Origin of the sequence: Lysinibacillus sp. BNK-21 (genome assembly GCF_048684915.1) — a bacterium.
Classification (GTDB): domain Bacteria; phylum Bacillota; class Bacilli; order Bacillales_A; family Planococcaceae; genus Lysinibacillus; species Lysinibacillus capsici.
In genome coordinates this window covers 4422745-4444594 of the sequence record NZ_JBLQTS010000001.1, presented here as the reverse complement: position 1 = coordinate 4444594, position 21850 = coordinate 4422745, and the positions used below count along the sequence as shown (strand labels likewise).

General features: G+C 44.7%; 11 protein-coding genes, 11 tRNA genes and 6 rRNA genes. 27 read left to right on the top strand and 1 reads right to left on the bottom strand.

Annotated features, from left to right (window positions below; all coding sequences use genetic code 11):
• Positions 1-46: 46 nt before the first annotated feature.
• From pabB to rrf (ACMGGO_RS22125), 26 genes are all read left to right on the top strand, one after another.
• Positions 47-1456 carry an aminodeoxychorismate synthase, component I gene (gene pabB / locus ACMGGO_RS22250; protein ID WP_374806344.1) on the top strand — a complete coding sequence of 470 codons (1410 nt, stop codon included), beginning with the start codon at positions 47-49 and terminating at the stop codon, positions 1454-1456.
• Positions 1453-2034: an aminodeoxychorismate/anthranilate synthase component II gene (gene pabA, locus ACMGGO_RS22245; RefSeq protein WP_048395320.1), complete on the top strand. Its 582-nt coding sequence runs from the start codon at positions 1453-1455 to the stop codon at positions 2032-2034. The genes pabB and pabA overlap by 4 nt, the downstream gene beginning before the upstream one ends.
• Entirely contained in the window at positions 2035-2874 is an 840-nt protein-coding gene (gene pabC / locus ACMGGO_RS22240) for an aminodeoxychorismate lyase (protein WP_054548587.1), read from the top strand.
• Positions 2875-2887: 13 nt separating this feature from the next.
• Complete coding sequence (gene folP, locus ACMGGO_RS22235; RefSeq protein ID WP_004229126.1) at positions 2888-3742, top strand: dihydropteroate synthase; 855 nt, start codon at positions 2888-2890, stop codon at positions 3740-3742.
• Positions 3742-4107: a dihydroneopterin aldolase gene (gene folB, locus ACMGGO_RS22230; RefSeq protein ID WP_004229125.1), complete on the top strand. Its 366-nt coding sequence runs from the start codon at positions 3742-3744 to the stop codon at positions 4105-4107. Before folP ends, folB begins: the two co-directional genes overlap by 1 nt.
• Entirely contained in the window at positions 4107-4619 is a 513-nt protein-coding gene (folK, locus tag ACMGGO_RS22225; RefSeq protein ID WP_054548584.1) for a 2-amino-4-hydroxy-6-hydroxymethyldihydropteridine diphosphokinase, read from the top strand. Before folB ends, folK begins: the two co-directional genes overlap by 1 nt.
• 87 nt (positions 4620-4706) lie before the next feature.
• The gene (dusB, locus tag ACMGGO_RS22220) at positions 4707-5747 is read left to right on the top strand and encodes a tRNA dihydrouridine synthase DusB (protein ID WP_420282273.1); all 1041 of its coding nucleotides are present in this window, start codon (positions 4707-4709) and stop codon (positions 5745-5747) included.
• 179 nt (positions 5748-5926) lie between these two features.
• Complete coding sequence (lysS, locus tag ACMGGO_RS22215; RefSeq protein ID WP_175400778.1) at positions 5927-7429, top strand: lysine--tRNA ligase; 1503 nt, start codon at positions 5927-5929, stop codon at positions 7427-7429.
• 211 nt (positions 7430-7640) lie between these two features.
• Entirely contained in the window at positions 7641-7922 is a 282-nt protein-coding gene (locus ACMGGO_RS22210; RefSeq protein WP_048395308.1) for a hypothetical protein, read from the top strand.
• Between the two features lie 692 nt (positions 7923-8614).
• A 16S ribosomal RNA gene (locus tag ACMGGO_RS22205) occupies positions 8615-10166 on the top strand.
• 181 nt (positions 10167-10347) lie between these two features.
• Positions 10348-13275: ribosomal RNA gene (locus ACMGGO_RS22200) — 23S ribosomal RNA — on the top strand.
• A gap of 116 nt (positions 13276-13391) precedes the next feature.
• A 5S ribosomal RNA gene (rrf, locus tag ACMGGO_RS22195) occupies positions 13392-13507 on the top strand.
• A 10-nt stretch (positions 13508-13517) separates the two neighbouring features.
• Positions 13518-13593 (top strand) — tRNA-Val (locus ACMGGO_RS22190).
• A 3-nt stretch (positions 13594-13596) separates the two neighbouring features.
• A tRNA-Thr gene (locus ACMGGO_RS22185) sits at positions 13597-13672 on the top strand.
• Positions 13673-13679: 7 nt separating this feature from the next.
• Positions 13680-13755, top strand: a tRNA-Lys gene (locus ACMGGO_RS22180).
• Between the two features lie 17 nt (positions 13756-13772).
• A tRNA-Leu gene (locus tag ACMGGO_RS22175) sits at positions 13773-13857 on the top strand.
• A 37-nt stretch (positions 13858-13894) separates the two neighbouring features.
• A tRNA-Gly gene (locus tag ACMGGO_RS22170) sits at positions 13895-13969 on the top strand.
• 5 nt (positions 13970-13974) lie between these two features.
• Positions 13975-14063, top strand: a tRNA-Leu gene (locus tag ACMGGO_RS22165).
• Between the two features lie 8 nt (positions 14064-14071).
• Positions 14072-14148 (top strand) — tRNA-Arg (locus ACMGGO_RS22160).
• 9 nt (positions 14149-14157) lie between these two features.
• Positions 14158-14234 (top strand) — tRNA-Pro (locus tag ACMGGO_RS22155).
• 20 nt (positions 14235-14254) lie between these two features.
• Positions 14255-14330, top strand: a tRNA-Ala gene (locus tag ACMGGO_RS22150).
• A 139-nt stretch (positions 14331-14469) separates the two neighbouring features.
• Positions 14470-16021 (top strand): 16S ribosomal RNA (locus ACMGGO_RS22145).
• A gap of 94 nt (positions 16022-16115) precedes the next feature.
• A tRNA-Ile gene (locus tag ACMGGO_RS22140) sits at positions 16116-16192 on the top strand.
• Positions 16193-16204: 12 nt separating this feature from the next.
• Positions 16205-16280, top strand: a tRNA-Ala gene (locus ACMGGO_RS22135).
• A 90-nt stretch (positions 16281-16370) separates the two neighbouring features.
• Positions 16371-19298 (top strand): 23S ribosomal RNA (locus tag ACMGGO_RS22130).
• Between the two features lie 70 nt (positions 19299-19368).
• Positions 19369-19484 (top strand): 5S ribosomal RNA (gene rrf, locus ACMGGO_RS22125).
• Together the 16S, 23S and 5S rRNA genes with 11 tRNA genes alongside form the textbook arrangement of a ribosomal RNA operon.
• Before the next feature lie 101 nt (positions 19485-19585).
• Here rrf (ACMGGO_RS22125) and ACMGGO_RS22120 read toward each other — a convergent pair.
• Positions 19586-20257 carry a LytTR family DNA-binding domain-containing protein gene (locus tag ACMGGO_RS22120; RefSeq protein ID WP_420282272.1) on the bottom strand — a complete coding sequence of 224 codons (672 nt, stop codon included), beginning with the start codon at positions 20255-20257 and terminating at the stop codon, positions 19586-19588.
• Positions 20258-20471: 214 nt separating this feature from the next.
• Between ACMGGO_RS22120 and aceA the strand changes: the two genes are divergently transcribed.
• On the top strand, positions 20472-21755 hold the full coding sequence (aceA, locus tag ACMGGO_RS22115; protein WP_420282271.1) for an isocitrate lyase: 1284 nt from the start codon (positions 20472-20474) through the stop codon (positions 21753-21755).
• Positions 21756-21850: the final 95 nt, after the last annotated feature.

Sequence of the window (21850 nt, the reverse complement as noted above, 5' to 3'; positions counted from 1 at the left end):
CAAGTTAAGATGGAATCACATCATATGTTTAAAGGGGAAAAATAACTTGAAAACAATACTTACAAAAACATTAACGATGGATGCAGATTCATTTTTTTATAGCTATAAAAGGCAGACAGAGACGCAGCGAGCGCATGTGTTTTTAGAGAGTGGACGTGGTGGACATTTTTCAATAGCTGCGTGGAATCCATTAGCTACCGCACGATCAGTAGAGGGTGGGCTTTTCGTAAATTGGAGAAATGGCAGACAGGAAGTTTTACAAGGGGAGTCCCTCGACTTACTGGAAGAGCTTGTGGCGGAATATCAGGTTTCTTATAATGCAGAGTTACCTGTTTTTCAGGGAGGGGCTATTGGATTTGTGTCGTATGATTATGCTCGTAAAATCGAGGAGCTTCCTAATACGGCAACAGATGATTTACAAGTGCCTGATATCTATTATTATATCTTTGATTGCTGGGCCGTACATGATGTGAAAACGAATACAGTGACACTTATGAAGTTAGAAGAGAATGAGGTTAACTTGGAAGAATGGGCTAACATCTGGCAGGTTGCTGCACAGGCTGGGTTAGACGCGCGCAAATTTGAGAAAACAACTGCTATAGAAGTTAAGAATGATGAAAATGAGTTGCTTGTTTCATTTGCAGGAGGCGATTTCGAGGCAGCAGTTAAAAAAATCCAAACGTATATCGCACAAGGCGATGTCTTTCAGGTGAATTTATCTGTTCGTCAGTCTAAGAAACTCAATGCAAATGCACTAGATGTCTATGAGGCACTACGAGCTTTTAATCCGTCGCCATATATGGCTTATATTGAAGCACCTGATTTTTCTGTTGTTTCTGGATCGCCAGAGTTACTAGTCAAGCGTCAAGGCAATGAGTTGTCGACGAGACCAATCGCTGGCACTCGACCAAGAGGGAAGTCTGAAGAGGAAGATTTAGCGTTGGCTCAAGAATTAATTGATAATGATAAAGAGCGTGCTGAGCATGTGATGTTAGTGGATTTAGAGCGCAATGATTTAGGTCGTGTATCCACCTATGGAACAGTGGAAGTGGATGAGTTTATGGTCATTGAGCGCTATTCACATGTTATGCATATCGTTTCGAATGTGCGTGGAGAAATAGCAGAAGGTAAAACGAATGCAGATGTTATTCGTGCGATGTTCCCAGGTGGGACAATTACAGGAGCGCCTAAAATCCGCACTATGGAAATTATTGAAGAATTGGAGCCTGTACGACGTGGTTTATATACAGGCTCAATCGGCTGGCTAGGCTTTACAGGTGATATGGAATTTAATATTGTAATCCGTACAGCGTTTGTAAAAGATGGGGTTGCGCATATTCAAGCTGGAGCAGGCATTGTCATTGACTCTGTTCCGGAAAGAGAGTATCAGGAATCATTAAATAAAGCGAAAGCAATGTGGCAGGCAAAGGCAATGGCAGAGGAGCGAGTAATATGATTTTGATGATCGATAACTATGATTCATTTATTTATAACATCGTCCAATATTTGGGTGAATTTGGTCATGACATAGTAGTAAAACGTAATGATGTTATTACAGTAGAAGAAATAGAACAACTTTCGCCAGATATGATTGTTATTTCTCCAGGGCCATGTAGTCCAAATGAGGCGGGGGAAAGCCTGAACATTATTAAATATTTCGCGGGAAATATTCCGATTTTAGGAGTTTGTCTTGGACATCAGGCGCTTGCACAAGTGTTTGGTGGTCATGTCATACAAGCGGAACGTTTAATGCATGGGAAGACATCACCCGTGCTGCATGCTGAAGTGGGTTTGCATAAAGGCATGCCAAATCCATTCCAAGCAACTCGCTATCATTCTCTTATTGTAGAAAAGGAGACATTACCAGCGTGTCTAGAAGTAACAGCTTGGACAGAAGAAGGAGAAATTATGGGTTTACGTCATAAGGAATATCCTATTGAGGGTGTACAATATCATCCGGAATCCATTATGACAGAGCAAGGGAAACAACTTCTTCGTCAATTTATAGAAATGTATATAGAAGGAGTGAAATAGATGCAGTGCTGGATGAACGGAAACTATATGGCGGCCCAGGATCTGAGAATTTCGCCATTTGATCATGGATTTTTATATGGATTAGGATTTTTTGAAACGTTCCGAACATATGGTGGTCAGGTATTTTACTGGGAAGCACATATGGAAAGATTACAGCATGCTTTATCACAATATCACATTCATTTAAACTATCCTGAAAGTGTATTACTTGAGGCTGTGCAACAACTAAATCAACTTGCTGGCGGTCAGGATGGTTACTTCCGTTTAAATGTATCTGCGGGTGAACATAATATTGGATTACAGCCAACAGAATATAGACAACCTAATATCATCATTTTTCGCAAGGAACTTCAAGACACACCGCGTGGTACTGAAAAGTTTGCACAATGGCTTACCATACCACGTAATACACCTGAACAAGCATTTCGTGTTAAATCGCACCATTACGGCAATAACGTGCTTGGTCGCTTTGAAATGCCATCACTGGCTCAACAAGAAGGTTTTTTTTTAACAGAATCAGGCTATGTAGCTGAAGGTGTGACATCAAATATATTTTGGATAAAAAATGATATACTATATACGCCTTCTTTGGAGACAGGTATTTTACCAGGAATTATTCGTGCATGGGTTATAGAAAAGGCTAGTGCGCTAAACCTTGACGTACAGGAAGGCTTTTATACAAAAGAGGATTTACTACAAAGTACGGAATGCTTCATTACCAATTCAGTACAAGAACTTGTGCCTATTAGTAGCTTGGCGAACCAGCGATTTTTAGGCAATAAAGGACCTATTTATTCCATTTTGCATAGCGCATTTGTTCAAGAAGTGGAACGAGGATAGAAGGAGCGTTTACATGCTAGAAAAATATACGAAACCATTAACGATTAATGGTATTACATTAGACTATAGACAAGAAACATTTGTTATGGGGATTCTAAATGTTACACCGGACTCCTTCTCTGATGGAGGAAAGTATAACAATGTGGAGGCTGCAGTTACTCAAGCAAAAAAAATGGTGGCTGAAGGAGCAAAAATTATCGATGTAGGTGGAGAATCTACACGTCCTGGGTACGAACGAATTTCAGATGAAGATGAAATTGCACGCATCGTGCCTGTTATTCGAGCGTTAGCACAAGAAGTAAAGGTCATTATTTCAGTTGATACGTATAAAGCAAGTGTGGCGCGTGCCGCAATTGAAGCCGGCGCACATATCATCAATGATATTTGGGGAGCAAAGGCAGAACCAGAAATTGCTCAGGTTGCTGCAGACTTACATGTTCCAATCATTTTAATGCATAACCGTGAAAATATGGATTATGGTGTTGATTTTTGGACGACTGCAAAGGCAGATTTAGAAAAAAGTATTGCCATTGCACAGCAAGCGGGAGTTCCCGATCATCATATCATCTTAGACCCAGGTATCGGCTTTGCTAAAAATACTGCACAAAATATAGCTATGATGCAACACTTATCGGATTTAGTGGCTATGGGCTATCCCGTATTATTAGCAACATCACGTAAATCAATGATTGGTAATGTCTTGAACTTACCTGTTGAGGAGCGTCTTGAAGGGACAAGCGCCACAGTGGTTTATGGAATTGAAAAGGGTTGTCATATGATAAGAGTTCATGATGTAAAGGAAATGGCGCGGGCAACATATATGACAGATGTATTAGTGGGTAAACGTTTGTTTAAGGAGGAAGCGTGATGGATTATATTCATTTAAAGGACATGCAGTTTTATGGTTATCATGGTGTATTAGCAGCTGAAACCACTCTAGGCCAACGCTTTCGAGCAAATGTTTCGCTTGCAGTAGACATGACAAAAGCCGGTGAAACGGATGATCTTTCTTATACCGTAAATTATGCAGAGGTATATGCGTTATGTCGGGATATTGTAGAGGGTGAACCGTTTAAGCTTATTGAGGCTCTTGTTGTGAAAATAGCAAATGTGATTTTAGCAACCTATCCTGATAAAGTAAAAGGAGTTCGTGTAGAGCTCATTAAACCAGACCCACCTATTCATGGTTATTATAAAGAAGTCTCTGTTGAGGTTACGAGGGGGGATTTCTAATGAAGGATGTCTATTTATCTATCGGAACAAATATGGGGGAGAGATATGAGAATCTTCAGCATGCAGTAGACCTTTTAAAAGAAAAGAAGGAACTAGAGTTGATTCGTGTTTCATCTGTTTTTGAAACAGCTGCTGTAGGTTATACGGATCAGGCCGATTTTTTAAATATAGCTGTTCATCTAAAAACAGCTATATCATCTGTTGAGATGTTAAATATTTGCCAAGAAATCGAACGGGAATTAGGGCGTGTAAGAGAATTCCGCTGGGGCCCAAGAGTTATTGATCTTGACATTTTACTTTACAATCAAGAGAATATTGAAACGGAGAACTTAATTGTTCCTCATCCAAGAATGTACGAGCGAGCGTTCGTCCTAGTACCACTTGTAGAGATCACACCATCACCTTTCGATGAACAGCTACAACAAGCGCATGATCTGTTACAGCAAATGGATTGTGAAAAGGAAGGCGTAATCTTCTGGAACCACTTTAATGAGCCGTCAGCGGTGAATTAAGTATTTGTATAGGAATGAATTATCAGCGTATAGCATTAACGATAGATAGAGAAAATAGGTAAAGCCTATAGAGGAGGAAGAAAAACGTTGAGTCAGTCAACAGAGAAGCCATTTCAAATTGGCGATATTGTCATGGACAACCGAGTAGTATTAGCGCCAATGGCTGGGATTTGTAACTCTGCTTTCCGATTAACGGTTAAGGAGTTTGGGGCAGGTCTCGTATATGCTGAAATGATTAGTGATAAGGGCATTGTCCAAAAAAATGAAAAAACATTAGGTATGCTTTATATCGATGAACGTGAAAATCCTCTTTCACTGCAAATCTTTGGTGGAGATAAAGAAACCTTAGTGGAAGCAGCGAAATATGTGGATGAAAATACGACTGCTGATATTATTGATATCAACATGGGGTGTCCTGTTAATAAAATTATAAAATGTGAAGCGGGAGCACGTTTACTACTTGATCCTAATAAAGTATATGAGATGGTAGCGGCTGTTGTGGATGCTGTTAAAAAGCCTGTTAGCGTAAAAATGCGTATTGGTTGGGATGAAGAACATATCTTTGCGATTGAAAACGCTCAAGCTGTTGAGCGGGCAGGTGCAGCTGCAGTAGCAGTTCATGGTCGTACACGTGTACAAATGTATGAGGGTAAAGCGAACTGGGATTATATTCGTCAAGTAAAGGAAAATGTCAGCATCCCTGTGCTGGGTAACGGTGACGTGGAAACACCCCAAGATGCTAAACGTATGCTGGAAACTACAGGTGTAGATGCAGTAATGATTGGACGTGCTGCTTTAGGTAATCCATGGATGATCTATCGTACGGTTCAATACCTAGCAACTGGTGAATTAAAAGAAGAGCCAAGTGTACGAGAAAAAATGGACGTATGTTTACTACACTTTGAACGACTTCTTCAATTAAAAGGAGAAGGAATTGCAGTACGGGAAATGCGTAAGCATGCATCATGGTATTTAAAAGGAATCCGAGGTAATGGTAAGGCCCGCAATGCTATTAACCAAACAGAAACTGCGGTAGAACTTCGGGTACTATTAAATAGTCTTGTACTGGAGTATGAAGAAAGCGAATCTAAATTGATTGTTCCCGAAGTTAAAGAATTAATGATATAGTTTTTATTATGGGCGTCTCTATAATTTGATAGAGGCGCCTTTTCAGCAGCACCTTTAATTTTTAGAATTATTAATTATTTTGTATTGGATTGAAAATAAATTGAAACAGATGATTACAGCACTAAAATTGTGTACAATAGAAATATTATGGACGTAAACGCGGACAATTTACTTAAGGAGTGAAACAAGTGTCAAATATAGAAGAATTAAATGATCAACTATTGGTGAGACGCCAAAAGATGACAACGATACTAGAAAATGGACAAGACCCATTTGGAAGCCGTTTTGAGCGTACACATTTATCAACAGAAGTACGTGATCAATTTGCAGATCAAACAAAAGAACAGCTTGAGGAAAACCTTCAAGAGGTAATTATTGCGGGCCGTATTATGACGAAACGTGGTAAAGGAAAAGCTGGCTTTGCACATATTCAAGATTTAAATGGTCAAATTCAAATTTATGTTCGTCAAGATCATGTAGGCGAAGAAGCGTATGAATTATTTAAACAAGCTGATTTAGGAGATATCGTGGGTGTGCGTGGTAACGTGTTCCGTACACAAGTAGGAGAACTTTCTGTAAAGGCTGAGGAATTCACATTCCTTACAAAAGCGCTACGTCCTATGCCAGAGAAATTCCACGGCTTACAGGATGTTGAGCAACGTTATCGCCAACGTTATCTAGATTTAATGACAAACGAAGATAGCAAAAAGACATTTATCACGCGTTCGAAAATTATTCGTGCAATCCGAAATTATTTAGATAATGCTGGATACTTAGAAGTAGAAACACCAATGCTTCACACAATTGCAGGTGGCGCAGCAGCTCGTCCATTTATTACGCATCACAATGCCCTTGATATGGAATTATATATGCGAATTGCCATCGAATTGCATTTAAAACGTTTAATAGTTGGTGGTTTAGAGAAAGTTTACGAGATCGGACGTGTGTTCCGTAATGAAGGGATTTCTACACGCCACAACCCTGAATTTACAATGATTGAACTATATGAAGCATATGCTGATTATCAAGATATCATGTCTCTAACTGAAAACCTTATTGCACATGTTGCTCAAGAAGTTCTCGGTACAACTTCTGTTCAATATGGTGAAGATGAAATCAACCTTGCTGTAGGCTGGAAACGAGTTCATATGGTTGACGCTGTAAAAGAGGCAACAGGTGTAGACTTCTGGCAGCCGATGACAAAAGAACAAGCACAAGCACTTGCTAAAGAGCATGGAGTTGAAGTGAAGGATGTTCACGAAGTAGGTCATATTATCAATGAATTCTTCGAACAGAAAGTAGAAGAGACGCTTGTACAGCCTACATTTGTATATGGTCACCCTGTAGAAATCTCACCTCTTGCGAAGAAAAATCCAGAGGACGAGCGTTTTACAGATCGCTTTGAGTTATTTATCGTTCGTCGTGAGCACGCCAATGCCTTCACAGAGTTAAATGACCCTATCGACCAACGCCAACGCTTTGAAGCACAATTAGCAGAAAAAGAAGCAGGTAATGATGAGGCACATGAAATGGACAATGATTTCATTGAAGCATTAGAATACGGTATGCCTCCAACAGGTGGTTTAGGTATAGGTATTGACCGTTTAATTATGCTACTAACAAATTCACCGTCAATTCGTGATGTATTATTGTTCCCAACAATGCGTCATATTACAAAATAAATTACTGCGTAGGCTCTTTATAGAGCTGCTAAAGAGCATTCAATGAATTAAGAGGAGAATTCACAGGATAGGTGAGTTCTCTTCTTTTTGCTCAATGAAAAAAATTAAGTTGTTTAAACGTAGATTATATTTAGGTTATACTTTTATAGTTCTATGTTTTTCAAATCAAATACAATAAGTATAAAAAGAAGTATTTTATTGGGGGCTTATAATGAATTACAAAATTATTAACAAACAAGTATTTGAACAGGCACAATTACGTTCTGTTTCTGATGTTCCATTTACGGAGGAAGAGCTCGAGCATGGTATGAAATTAGTCGTTGCTAAAAAAGACGAGAATCTTACTTTATATTTAGTAGAAATAGATGGCCATAAGAAATTTGATGTTCGTTGGGACGATTCTTCTGAAATCTTTAGTGGCTGGTATTCTGCATGGGATAACTTCTTGTGGTGCTTAAATATAGTTGACCCTCAAGGTAATGAAATAAAATAGGGACTATTAGAAATAAGCAGGCGCTAAAGTACTTCTACTTTAGCGCCTGCTTATTTTCATAATGCAATTTTTAAAAACCTTCTTTGACCTAAACAACTAATTAAATTTGTAGTTTTATTTAGGAAGTAATTTTACACTAAGTTTTATGAGCTATATTTAACTTGAAAAGTAAGTAGTATTTTAATTTAAAATATTGAGATTTAATAGAAAGAGATGTATAGTAAAACAAATAATAAATAAGGAAAGATACTATGATTTACGATTCTCGTAAATACACAAATTTGCTTATTAAAGCAAGTTTGTTAAATTAAATTAGATTTTGTATAAAAAACACTTGCGAAGTTTTTTCTAACGTGATATATTATTACTTGTCGTTAAGACGATGCAATCAACAACATTGAACTTCAAAAACAATTTGAAAAAAAGATGTTGACATGAATAATTGATTATAATATAATTTAAAAGTTGTCTCCGCTGATTTGAAAAAACATTTTAAAAAAGTGTTGACAACGAAGTGAAGAAATGTTATAATTTAAAAGTTGCTGTCGAGAGATGGTTGCTGAATGAACCTTGAAAACTGAACAAGCAAAACGTAATCAATAAAGTTTTAAGTAGCTAGTTTTGCTAGTGAACGAAACATAATTTTGGACATCAAACATGATGCCAGCAAAATTTGAGCTAATCAAATTTCTTTTATGGAGAGTTTGATCCTGGCTCAGGACGAACGCTGGCGGCGTGCCTAATACATGCAAGTCGAGCGAACAGAAAAGGAGCTTGCTCCTTTGACGTTAGCGGCGGACGGGTGAGTAACACGTGGGCAACCTACCCTATAGTTTGGGATAACTCCGGGAAACCGGGGCTAATACCGAATAATCTCTTTTGCTTCATGGTGAAAGACTGAAAGACGGTTTCGGCTGTCGCTATAGGATGGGCCCGCGGCGCATTAGCTAGTTGGTGAGGTAACGGCTCACCAAGGCGACGATGCGTAGCCGACCTGAGAGGGTGATCGGCCACACTGGGACTGAGACACGGCCCAGACTCCTACGGGAGGCAGCAGTAGGGAATCTTCCACAATGGGCGAAAGCCTGATGGAGCAACGCCGCGTGAGTGAAGAAGGTTTTCGGATCGTAAAACTCTGTTGTAAGGGAAGAACAAGTACAGTAGTAACTGGCTGTACCTTGACGGTACCTTATTAGAAAGCCACGGCTAACTACGTGCCAGCAGCCGCGGTAATACGTAGGTGGCAAGCGTTGTCCGGAATTATTGGGCGTAAAGCGCGCGCAGGCGGTCCTTTAAGTCTGATGTGAAAGCCCACGGCTCAACCGTGGAGGGTCATTGGAAACTGGGGGACTTGAGTGCAGAAGAGGAAAGTGGAATTCCAAGTGTAGCGGTGAAATGCGTAGAGATTTGGAGGAACACCAGTGGCGAAGGCGACTTTCTGGTCTGTAACTGACGCTGAGGCGCGAAAGCGTGGGGAGCAAACAGGATTAGATACCCTGGTAGTCCACGCCGTAAACGATGAGTGCTAAGTGTTAGGGGGTTTCCGCCCCTTAGTGCTGCAGCTAACGCATTAAGCACTCCGCCTGGGGAGTACGGTCGCAAGACTGAAACTCAAAGGAATTGACGGGGGCCCGCACAAGCGGTGGAGCATGTGGTTTAATTCGAAGCAACGCGAAGAACCTTACCAGGTCTTGACATCCCGTTGACCACTGTAGAGATATAGTTTCCCCTTCGGGGGCAACGGTGACAGGTGGTGCATGGTTGTCGTCAGCTCGTGTCGTGAGATGTTGGGTTAAGTCCCGCAACGAGCGCAACCCTTGATCTTAGTTGCCATCATTTAGTTGGGCACTCTAAGGTGACTGCCGGTGACAAACCGGAGGAAGGTGGGGATGACGTCAAATCATCATGCCCCTTATGACCTGGGCTACACACGTGCTACAATGGACGATACAAACGGTTGCCAACTCGCGAGAGGGAGCTAATCCGATAAAGTCGTTCTCAGTTCGGATTGTAGGCTGCAACTCGCCTACATGAAGCCGGAATCGCTAGTAATCGCGGATCAGCATGCCGCGGTGAATACGTTCCCGGGCCTTGTACACACCGCCCGTCACACCACGAGAGTTTGTAACACCCGAAGTCGGTGAGGTAACCTTTTGGAGCCAGCCGCCGAAGGTGGGATAGATGATTGGGGTGAAGTCGTAACAAGGTAGCCGTATCGGAAGGTGCGGCTGGATCACCTCCTTTCTAAGGATTATTTCGGAATACAAACCTTGGGTTTGTAAGATTACGTTTTGCGTTCAGTTTTGAAGGTTCATTCTATCTGAATGAAACACTTCAAAACTTGTTCTTTGAAAACTGGATAAAACGACATTGAAATTGTAACAAACACATTTATTTTTTAAGTTTTTTATAGGCTTAATAACTTGGTTAAGTTATTAAGGGCGCACGGCGAATGCCTTGGCACTAGGAGCCGAAGAAGGACGGCACTAACACCGATATGCTTCGGGGAGCTGTAAGTGAGCTTTGATCCGGAGATTTCCGAATGGGGGAACCCACTACGTTTAATCGCGTAGTATCTTGACGTGAATACATAGCGTCTTGAAGGCAGACCCAGGGAACTGAAACATCTAAGTACCTGGAGGAAGAGAAAGAAAAATCGATTCCCTGAGTAGCGGCGAGCGAAACGGGAAGAGCCCAAACCAAGAGGCTTGCCTCTTGGGGTTGTAGGACACTCTATACGGAGTTACAAAAGAGCGAGTTAGATGAAGCGACTTGGAAAGGTCCGCCAGAGCAGGTAAAAGCCCTGTAGTCGAAAGTTCGTTCTCTCCTGAGTGGATCCTGAGTACGGCGGAACACGTGAAATTCCGTCGGAATCCGGGAGGACCATCTCCCAAGGCTAAATACTACCTAGTGACCGATAGTGAACCAGTACCGTGAGGGAAAGGTGAAAAGCACCCCGGAAGGGGAGTGAAAGAGATCCTGAAACCGTGTGCCTACAAGTAGTTAGAGCCCGTTAATGGGTGATAGCGTGCCTTTTGTAGAATGAACCGGCGAGTTACGATTACGTGCAAGGTTAAGCTTTAGAAGGCGGAGCCGCAGCGAAAGCGAGTCTGAATAGGGCGAAATAGTACGTGGTCGTAGACCCGAAACCAGGTGATCTACCCATGTCCAGGGTGAAGGTGAGGTAACACTTACTGGAGGCCCGAACCCACGCACGTTGAAAAGTGCGGGGATGAGGTGTGGGTAGCGGAGAAATTCCAATCGAACTTGGAGATAGCTGGTTCTCTCCGAAATAGCTTTAGGGCTAGCCTCGTGATGAGAATACTGGAGGTAGAGCACTGTTTGGACTAGGGGGCCATCCCGGTTTACCGAATTCAGACAAACTCCGAATGCCAGATATTTATACACGGGAGTCAGACTGCGAGTGATAAGATCCGTAGTCAAAAGGGAAACAGCCCAGACCACCAGCTAAGGTCCCAAAGTAATCGTTAAGTGGAAAAGGATGTGGCGTTGCACAGACAACCAGGATGTTGGCTTAGAAGCAGCCATCATTTAAAGAGTGCGTAATAGCTCACTGGTCGAGTGACGCTGCGCCGAAAATGTATCGGGGCTAAACGATTCACCGAAGCTGTGGATTGACATCTACGATGTCAGTGGTAGGAGAGCGTTCTAAGTGCGTTGAAGTCAGATCGGAAGGACTGGTGGAGCGCTTAGAAGTGAGAATGCCGGTATGAGTAGCGAAAGACGGGTGAGAATCCCGTCCACCGTATGACTAAGGTTTCCTGAGGAAGGCTCGTCCGCTCAGGGTTAGTCGGGACCTAAGCCGAGGCCGATAGGCGTAGGCGATGGACAACAGGTTGATATTCCTGTACCACCTCCTCACCGTTTGAGAAATGGGGGGACGCAGTAGGATAGGGTAAGCGCGCCGTTGGTTGTGCGCGTCCAAGCAGTAAGGCGTGTGTGTAGGCAAATCCGCACACTGTAACGTTGAGCTGTGATGGCGAGTCCGTATGGACGAAGTTCCTGATTTCACACTGCCAAGAAAAGCCTCTATCGAGGTGAGAGGTGCCCGTACCGCAAACCGACACAGGTAGTCGAGGAGAGAATCCTAAGGTGTGCGAGAGAACTCTCGTTAAGGAACTCGGCAAAATGACCCCGTAACTTCGGGAGAAGGGGTGCTCTTGAGCGTGCAAGCGCATGAGAGCCGCAGTGAATAGGCCCAGGCGACTGTTTAGCAAAAACACAGGTCTCTGCAAAACCGTAAGGTGACGTATAGGGGCTGACGCCTGCCCGGTGCTGGAAGGTTAAGAGGAGTGGTTAGCGCAAGCGAAGCTGCGAATTGAAGCCCCAGTAAACGGCGGCCGTAACTATAACGGTCCTAAGGTAGCGAAATTCCTTGTCGGGTAAGTTCCGACCCGCACGAAAGGCGTAACGATCTGGGCACTGTCTCAACGAGAGACTCGGTGAAATTATAGTACCTGTGAAGATGCAGGTTACCCGCGACAGGACGGAAAGACCCCGTGGAGCTTTACTGTAGCCTGATATTGAATTTTGGTACAACTTGTACAGGATAGGTAGGAGCCAGAGATCTCGGAGCGCCAGCTTCGAAGGAGGCGTCGGTGGGATACTACCCTGGTTGTATTGAAATTCTAACCCATGCCCCTTAGCGGGGCAGGAGACAGTGTCAGGCGGACAGTTTGACTGGGGCGGTCGCCTCCTAAAAGGTAACGGAGGCGCCCAAAGGTTCCCTCAGAATGGTTGGAAATCATTCGTAGAGTGTAAAGGCACAAGGGAGCTTGACTGCGAGACCTACAAGTCGAGCAGGGTCGAAAGACGGGCTTAGTGATCCGGTGGTTCCGCATGGAAGGGCCATCGCTCAACGGATAAAAGCTACCCCGGGGATAACAGGCTTATCTCCCCCAAGAGTCCACATCGACGGGGAGGTTTGGCACCTCGATGTCGGCTCATCGCATCCTGGGGCTGTAGTCGGTCCCAAGGGTTGGGCTGTTCGCCCATTAAAGCGGTACGCGAGCTGGGTTCAGAACGTCGTGAGACAGTTCGGTCCCTATCCGTCGTGGGCGTAGGAAATTTGAGAGGAGCTGTCCTTAGTACGAGAGGACCGGGATGGACACACCGCTGGTGTACCAGTTGTCTTGCCAAAGGCATCGCTGGGTAGCTATGTGTGGACGGGATAAGTGCTGAAAGCATCTAAGCATGAAGCCCCCCTCAAGATGAGATTTCCCATTACGCAAGTAAGTAAGATCCCTCAAAGACGATGAGGTAGATAGGTTCGAGGTGGAAGTGTGGTGACACATGGAGCTGACGAATACTAATCGATCGAGGACTTAACCAAAAAAGTTTGAAACATTCAATGTGCCGTTTATCCAGTTTTGAAAGAACAAGTAAGCTTTTAAAAAAAGCTTGCATTTATACTGAAATATGGTATAATAAATCTTGTCTTTTAATAAGTCTAGTGATGATGGCAAAGAGGTCACACCCGTTCCCATACCGAACACGGAAGTTAAGCTCTTTAGCGCCGATGGTAGTTGGGGGCTTCCCCCTGTGAGAGTAGGACGTCGCTAGGCATAATACCCAGGAGGATTAGCTCAGCTGGGAGAGCATCTGCCTTACAAGCAGAGGGTCGGCGGTTCGAGCCCGTCATCCTCCACCATATGCCGGTTTAGCTCAGCAGGTAGAGCAACTGACTTGTAATCAGTAGGTCGTGGGTTCGATTCCTATAGCCGGCACCATTTTTTCGAGCCATTAGCTCAGTTGGTAGAGCATCTGACTTTTAATCAGAGGGTCGAAGGTTCGAGTCCTTCATGGCTCACCATTTATAAATAATAATAAGCGGGTGTGGCGGAATTGGCAGACGCACTAGACTTAGGATCTAGCGCCGCAAGGCGTGGGGGTTCGACTCCCTTCACCCGCACCATTATTTTAATTGCCAGATAAAAAAAGCTTATGCACATGCGGAAGTAGTTCAGTGGTAGAACACCACCTTGCCAAGGTGGGGGTCGCGAGTTCGAACCTCGTCTTCCGCTCCAAATGTGCCGGGGTGGCGGAACTGGCAGACGCACAGGACTTAAAATCCTGCGGTAGGTGACTACCGTACCGGTTCGATTCCGGTCCTCGGCACCATTTTAAATGCGCCCGTAGCTCAATTGGATAGAGCGTCTGACTACGGATCAGAAGGTTATGGGTTCGACTCCTGTCGGGCGCGCCATAAGAACAACGGGAAGTAGCTCAGCTTGGTAGAGCACTTGGTTTGGGACCAAGGGGTCGCAGGTTCGAATCCTGTCTTCCCGACCATTTCCTAAAAATAAAAATATGGGGCCTTAGCTCAGCTGGGAGAGCGCCTGCCTTGCACGCAGGAGGTCAGCGGTTCGATCCCGCTAGGCTCCACCAATTCAATCACATGAACCTTGAAAACTGAACAAGCAAAACGTAATCAATAAAGTTTTAAGTAGCTAGTTTTGCTAGTGAACGAAACATAATTTTGGACATCAAACATGATGCCAGCAAAATTTGAGCTAATCAAATTTCTTTTATGGAGAGTTTGATCCTGGCTCAGGACGAACGCTGGCGGCGTGCCTAATACATGCAAGTCGAGCGAACAGAAAAGGAGCTTGCTCCTTTGACGTTAGCGGCGGACGGGTGAGTAACACGTGGGCAACCTACCCTATAGTTTGGGATAACTCCGGGAAACCGGGGCTAATACCGAATAATCTCTTTTGCTTCATGGTGAAAGACTGAAAGACGGTTTCGGCTGTCGCTATAGGATGGGCCCGCGGCGCATTAGCTAGTTGGTGAGGTAACGGCTCACCAAGGCGACGATGCGTAGCCGACCTGAGAGGGTGATCGGCCACACTGGGACTGAGACACGGCCCAGACTCCTACGGGAGGCAGCAGTAGGGAATCTTCCACAATGGGCGAAAGCCTGATGGAGCAACGCCGCGTGAGTGAAGAAGGTTTTCGGATCGTAAAACTCTGTTGTAAGGGAAGAACAAGTACAGTAGTAACTGGCTGTACCTTGACGGTACCTTATTAGAAAGCCACGGCTAACTACGTGCCAGCAGCCGCGGTAATACGTAGGTGGCAAGCGTTGTCCGGAATTATTGGGCGTAAAGCGCGCGCAGGCGGTCCTTTAAGTCTGATGTGAAAGCCCACGGCTCAACCGTGGAGGGTCATTGGAAACTGGGGGACTTGAGTGCAGAAGAGGAAAGTGGAATTCCAAGTGTAGCGGTGAAATGCGTAGAGATTTGGAGGAACACCAGTGGCGAAGGCGACTTTCTGGTCTGTAACTGACGCTGAGGCGCGAAAGCGTGGGGAGCAAACAGGATTAGATACCCTGGTAGTCCACGCCGTAAACGATGAGTGCTAAGTGTTAGGGGGTTTCCGCCCCTTAGTGCTGCAGCTAACGCATTAAGCACTCCGCCTGGGGAGTACGGTCGCAAGACTGAAACTCAAAGGAATTGACGGGGGCCCGCACAAGCGGTGGAGCATGTGGTTTAATTCGAAGCAACGCGAAGAACCTTACCAGGTCTTGACATCCCGTTGACCACTGTAGAGATATAGTTTCCCCTTCGGGGGCAACGGTGACAGGTGGTGCATGGTTGTCGTCAGCTCGTGTCGTGAGATGTTGGGTTAAGTCCCGCAACGAGCGCAACCCTTGATCTTAGTTGCCATCATTTAGTTGGGCACTCTAAGGTGACTGCCGGTGACAAACCGGAGGAAGGTGGGGATGACGTCAAATCATCATGCCCCTTATGACCTGGGCTACACACGTGCTACAATGGACGATACAAACGGTTGCCAACTCGCGAGAGGGAGCTAATCCGATAAAGTCGTTCTCAGTTCGGATTGTAGGCTGCAACTCGCCTACATGAAGCCGGAATCGCTAGTAATCGCGGATCAGCATGCCGCGGTGAATACGTTCCCGGGCCTTGTACACACCGCCCGTCACACCACGAGAGTTTGTAACACCCGAAGTCGGTGAGGTAACCTTTTGGAGCCAGCCGCCGAAGGTGGGATAGATGATTGGGGTGAAGTCGTAACAAGGTAGCCGTATCGGAAGGTGCGGCTGGATCACCTCCTTTCTAAGGATTATTTCGGAATACAAACCTTGGGTTTGTAAGATTACGTTTTGCGTTCAGTTTTGAAGGTTTATGAAATTTAATAAAACTTCCAAGAGGGCCTATAGCTCAGCTGGTTAGAGCGCACGCCTGATAAGCGTGAGGTCGATGGTTCGAGTCCATTTAGGCCCACCATATATACCTCTTGGGGCCTTAGCTCAGCTGGGAGAGCGCCTGCCTTGCACGCAGGAGGTCAGCGGTTCGATCCCGCTAGGCTCCACCATTTTTTTGTTCTTTGAAAACTGGATAAAACGACATTGAAATTGTAACAAACACATTTATTTTTTAAGTTTTTTTATAGGCTTAATAACTTGGTTAAGTTATTAAGGGCGCACGGCGAATGCCTTGGCACTAGGAGCCGAAGAAGGACGGCACTAACACCGATATGCTTCGGGGAGCTGTAAGTGAGCTTTGATCCGGAGATTTCCGAATGGGGGAACCCACTACGTTTAATCGCGTAGTATCTTGACGTGAATACATAGCGTCTTGAAGGCAGACCCAGGGAACTGAAACATCTAAGTACCTGGAGGAAGAGAAAGAAAAATCGATTCCCTGAGTAGCGGCGAGCGAAACGGGAAGAGCCCAAACCAAGAGGCTTGCCTCTTGGGGTTGTAGGACACTCTATACGGAGTTACAAAAGAGCGAGTTAGATGAAGCGACTTGGAAAGGTCCGCCAGAGCAGGTAAAAGCCCTGTAGTCGAAAGTTCGTTCTCTCCTGAGTGGATCCTGAGTACGGCGGAACACGTGAAATTCCGTCGGAATCCGGGAGGACCATCTCCCAAGGCTAAATACTACCTAGTGACCGATAGTGAACCAGTACCGTGAGGGAAAGGTGAAAAGCACCCCGGAAGGGGAGTGAAAGAGATCCTGAAACCGTGTGCCTACAAGTAGTTAGAGCCCGTTAATGGGTGATAGCGTGCCTTTTGTAGAATGAACCGGCGAGTTACGATTACGTGCAAGGTTAAGCTTTAGAAGGCGGAGCCGCAGCGAAAGCGAGTCTGAATAGGGCGAAATAGTACGTGGTCGTAGACCCGAAACCAGGTGATCTACCCATGTCCAGGGTGAAGGTGAGGTAACACTTACTGGAGGCCCGAACCCACGCACGTTGAAAAGTGCGGGGATGAGGTGTGGGTAGCGGAGAAATTCCAATCGAACTTGGAGATAGCTGGTTCTCTCCGAAATAGCTTTAGGGCTAGCCTCGTGATGAGAATACTGGAGGTAGAGCACTGTTTGGACTAGGGGGCCATCCCGGTTTACCGAATTCAGACAAACTCCGAATGCCAGATATTTATACACGGGAGTCAGACTGCGAGTGATAAGATCCGTAGTCAAAAGGGAAACAGCCCAGACCACCAGCTAAGGTCCCAAAGTAATCGTTAAGTGGAAAAGGATGTGGCGTTGCACAGACAACCAGGATGTTGGCTTAGAAGCAGCCATCATTTAAAGAGTGCGTAATAGCTCACTGGTCGAGTGACGCTGCGCCGAAAATGTATCGGGGCTAAACGATTCACCGAAGCTGTGGATTGACATCTACGATGTCAGTGGTAGGAGAGCGTTCTAAGTGCGTTGAAGTCAGATCGGAAGGACTGGTGGAGCGCTTAGAAGTGAGAATGCCGGTATGAGTAGCGAAAGACGGGTGAGAATCCCGTCCACCGTATGACTAAGGTTTCCTGAGGAAGGCTCGTCCGCTCAGGGTTAGTCGGGACCTAAGCCGAGGCCGATAGGCGTAGGCGATGGACAACAGGTTGATATTCCTGTACCACCTCCTCACCGTTTGAGAAATGGGGGGACGCAGTAGGATAGGGTAAGCGCGCCGTTGGTTGTGCGCGTCCAAGCAGTAAGGCGTGTGTGTAGGCAAATCCGCACACTGTAACGTTGAGCTGTGATGGCGAGTCCGTATGGACGAAGTTCCTGATTTCACACTGCCAAGAAAAGCCTCTATCGAGGTGAGAGGTGCCCGTACCGCAAACCGACACAGGTAGTCGAGGAGAGAATCCTAAGGTGTGCGAGAGAACTCTCGTTAAGGAACTCGGCAAAATGACCCCGTAACTTCGGGAGAAGGGGTGCTCTTGAGCGTGCAAGCGCATGAGAGCCGCAGTGAATAGGCCCAGGCGACTGTTTAGCAAAAACACAGGTCTCTGCAAAACCGTAAGGTGACGTATAGGGGCTGACGCCTGCCCGGTGCTGGAAGGTTAAGAGGAGTGGTTAGCGCAAGCGAAGCTGCGAATTGAAGCCCCAGTAAACGGCGGCCGTAACTATAACGGTCCTAAGGTAGCGAAATTCCTTGTCGGGTAAGTTCCGACCCGCACGAAAGGCGTAACGATCTGGGCACTGTCTCAACGAGAGACTCGGTGAAATTATAGTACCTGTGAAGATGCAGGTTACCCGCGACAGGACGGAAAGACCCCGTGGAGCTTTACTGTAGCCTGATATTGAATTTTGGTACAACTTGTACAGGATAGGTAGGAGCCAGAGATCTCGGAGCGCCAGCTTCGAAGGAGGCGTCGGTGGGATACTACCCTGGTTGTATTGAAATTCTAACCCATGCCCCTTAGCGGGGCAGGAGACAGTGTCAGGCGGACAGTTTGACTGGGGCGGTCGCCTCCTAAAAGGTAACGGAGGCGCCCAAAGGTTCCCTCAGAATGGTTGGAAATCATTCGTAGAGTGTAAAGGCACAAGGGAGCTTGACTGCGAGACCTACAAGTCGAGCAGGGTCGAAAGACGGGCTTAGTGATCCGGTGGTTCCGCATGGAAGGGCCATCGCTCAACGGATAAAAGCTACCCCGGGGATAACAGGCTTATCTCCCCCAAGAGTCCACATCGACGGGGAGGTTTGGCACCTCGATGTCGGCTCATCGCATCCTGGGGCTGTAGTCGGTCCCAAGGGTTGGGCTGTTCGCCCATTAAAGCGGTACGCGAGCTGGGTTCAGAACGTCGTGAGACAGTTCGGTCCCTATCCGTCGTGGGCGTAGGAAATTTGAGAGGAGCTGTCCTTAGTACGAGAGGACCGGGATGGACACACCGCTGGTGTACCAGTTGTCTTGCCAAAGGCATCGCTGGGTAGCTATGTGTGGACGGGATAAGTGCTGAAAGCATCTAAGCATGAAGCCCCCCTCAAGATGAGATTTCCCATTACGCAAGTAAGTAAGATCCCTCAAAGACGATGAGGTAGATAGGTTCGAGGTGGAAGTGTGGTGACACATGGAGCTGACGAATACTAATCGATCGAGGACTTAACCAAAAAAGTTTGAAACATTCAATGAGCCGTTTATCCAGTTTTGAAAGAATAAATCTTTCAATTAAATAAAAAGTCTAGTGATGATGGCAAAGAGGTCACACCCGTTCCCATACCGAACACGGAAGTTAAGCTCTTTAGCGCCGATGGTAGTTGGGGGCTTCCCCCTGTGAGAGTAGGACGTCGCTAGGCAAAAGAAAGATCAGAGAATAAATTCTCTGGTCTTTTTTGTTGTATCAAATTAAGAAGATAGTTTAAAGTAGGCTGTCCCCGGAAAAGGACAGCCGTATATACTAAAACTCAAGAGCACTCCGAAGATCATTTAGATAAGATTGACTTACTGGTAACTCACTTCCATCAGTTAAAGTGACAATAAAATTTGACGTTAAATCACGTGCCATTTTTTTTATGAAATGTATATTTACAATGTAAGATCTATGGATACGAATAAAATATGATGGTAATCGTAATTGAAGTTCTTTAAGTGTAATACTTGTTTTATACTGATCACCCTCTACATAAAACCATGTTTTTTTCTGTAGGCTTTCAATATGAGATATTTTATTAATTGCTACAGGATTCCATTCCTCCTCTTGCTTTCCAGTTAAAAATTGAAATGGTTCTGCTCTTTTTGCTGTAAATGATGACGGTAGGACAATGACGAGAGCAGCATGCTTATTTTGAATGTATATGGGATAACCAATGCCATAATATGGCGTATCGAAAAGGGAATTATCTAAAATAGCATCTGTTTTTTTTTGAGTCTGTAACACTTGGTCGGCAATACTCCCAGGTAATACTTGTTGACCTATCTCTAAATGAATACTTTGGTGACCAGAGTGAAAATAAACATAAGCATTTTCAACAGCAATAGCAATGGATGAATCAGCAGGTATCCAGTCTTTCAACAGAAAAATATATTGTTGTGAAATATCTTTTACGAAAGAATTTAACTCATTGTTCATTGTGAATATCCCCCTTGTTTGTAAACAGTCTTCCAAATTTCATCGTCAAAAAAGGTAGTTTTATCCTTAAAATTGGATCTTTTATCGAAAAATAATGAAAATTCAAATAGTCTGTTATATATTAATTTACAACAAATAAACCTGTTATGGAACAGATAATTAAAAGTTTTTTAACAGAGTATATTGTACACAAAGGGGAAGGTGGAATTTCAATATGTCAACTCGTCAAGAAAGAATCGAAGCTTTAGAAAAACAATGGGCTGAAAACCCACGTTGGGCTGGTATTGAACGCACATATTCAGCAGAAGAAGTTGTTAAATTACAGGGGACAGTAGTAATTGAACAAACACTAGCACAAAAAGGTGCTACTCGACTTTGGAATTCATTACATGAGGAACCGTTTATCAATGCATTGGGGGCATTAACGGGGAATCAGGCAGTACAACAAGTAAAAGCTGGATTAAAGGCTATCTATCTATCAGGCTGGCAAGTAGCTGCTGATGCAAACCTGTCTGGTCAAATGTATCCTGACCAATCATTATATCCAGCTAACTCTGTACCAGCAGTAGTAAAACGAATTAATCAAGCGCTTCAACGTGCAGATCAAATTGATCATGCTGAAGGACGTGTTGATCAATTTGATTGGTTCGCGCCAATTGTAGCAGACGCAGAAGCAGGTTTTGGTGGGCCTCTAAACGTATTCGAGCTTGTAAAAGGTATGATTGAAGCAGGAGCAGCGGGTGTTCACTTAGAAGATCAATTAGCATCTGAAAAGAAATGTGGACACCTTGGAGGTAAAGTATTACTTCCAACACAAAATGCTGTTCGTAACTTAGTAGCTGCACGTTTAGCAACAGATGTAATGGGTGTAGATACAATTTTAATTGCACGTACAGATGCTGATGCTGCTGATATGGTTACATCAGATATTGATCCACGTGATGCAGAGTTCATCACTGGTGAACGCACACCTGAAGGCTTCTTCCGTACAAAAGCTGGAATCAAACAAGCAATTGCTCGTGGTTTAGCTTACGCTCCATATGCAGATTTAATTTGGTGTGAAACTTCTAAACCATCACTTGAAGAAGCTAGAGAATTTGCTGAAGCTATTCATGCTGAGTTCCCAGGTAAAATGCTTGCATACAACTGCTCACCTTCATTCAACTGGAAGGCAAATCTTTCAGAAGAAGAAATCGCAGAGTATCAACGTGAACTTGGTAAGTTGGGTTACAAATTCCAATTCGTTACTTTAGCAGGTTTCCATGCACTTAACCACTCTATGTTTGAGCTTGCTCATGACTATAAAGATAATGGTATGTCTGCATATTCTAAGCTACAGCAGGCAGAATTTGCTTCTGAGTCTAAAGGCTATACAGCTACACGTCACCAACGCGAAGTAGGTACTGGATACTTTGATGAAATCTCTCAAGTTATCTCTGGTGGTACTTCTTCTACAACAGCAATGGCAGGTTCTACTGAAACAGAACAGTTTGTATAAGTCGTAGTTTAAATACGTGTTTTCCTAAATTCATAATCATAGAATAGTCTCCTCCGCTCCTCCTAAAGCGGAGGATGACGAAACTAAAATGGCAA

What these genes read in the sequence shown, in the direction of transcription:
- folK (WP_054548584.1), top strand. Translation starts at nt 4,107, where the DNA reads ATGAAGGATGTCTATTTATCTATCGGAACAAATATGGGGGAGAGATAT.
- ACMGGO_RS22120 (WP_420282272.1), bottom strand. Translation starts at nt 20,257, where the DNA reads ATGAACAATGAGTTAAATTCTTTCGTAAAAGATATTTCACAACAATAT.
- folB (WP_004229125.1), top strand. Translation starts at nt 3,742, where the DNA reads ATGGATTATATTCATTTAAAGGACATGCAGTTTTATGGTTATCATGGT.
- pabA (WP_048395320.1), top strand. Translation starts at nt 1,453, where the DNA reads ATGATTTTGATGATCGATAACTATGATTCATTTATTTATAACATCGTC.
- folP (WP_004229126.1), top strand. Translation starts at nt 2,888, where the DNA reads ATGCTAGAAAAATATACGAAACCATTAACGATTAATGGTATTACATTA.
- pabC (WP_054548587.1), top strand. Translation starts at nt 2,035, where the DNA reads ATGCAGTGCTGGATGAACGGAAACTATATGGCGGCCCAGGATCTGAGA.
- aceA (WP_420282271.1), top strand. Translation starts at nt 20,472, where the DNA reads ATGTCAACTCGTCAAGAAAGAATCGAAGCTTTAGAAAAACAATGGGCT.
- ACMGGO_RS22210 (WP_048395308.1), top strand. Translation starts at nt 7,641, where the DNA reads ATGAATTACAAAATTATTAACAAACAAGTATTTGAACAGGCACAATTA.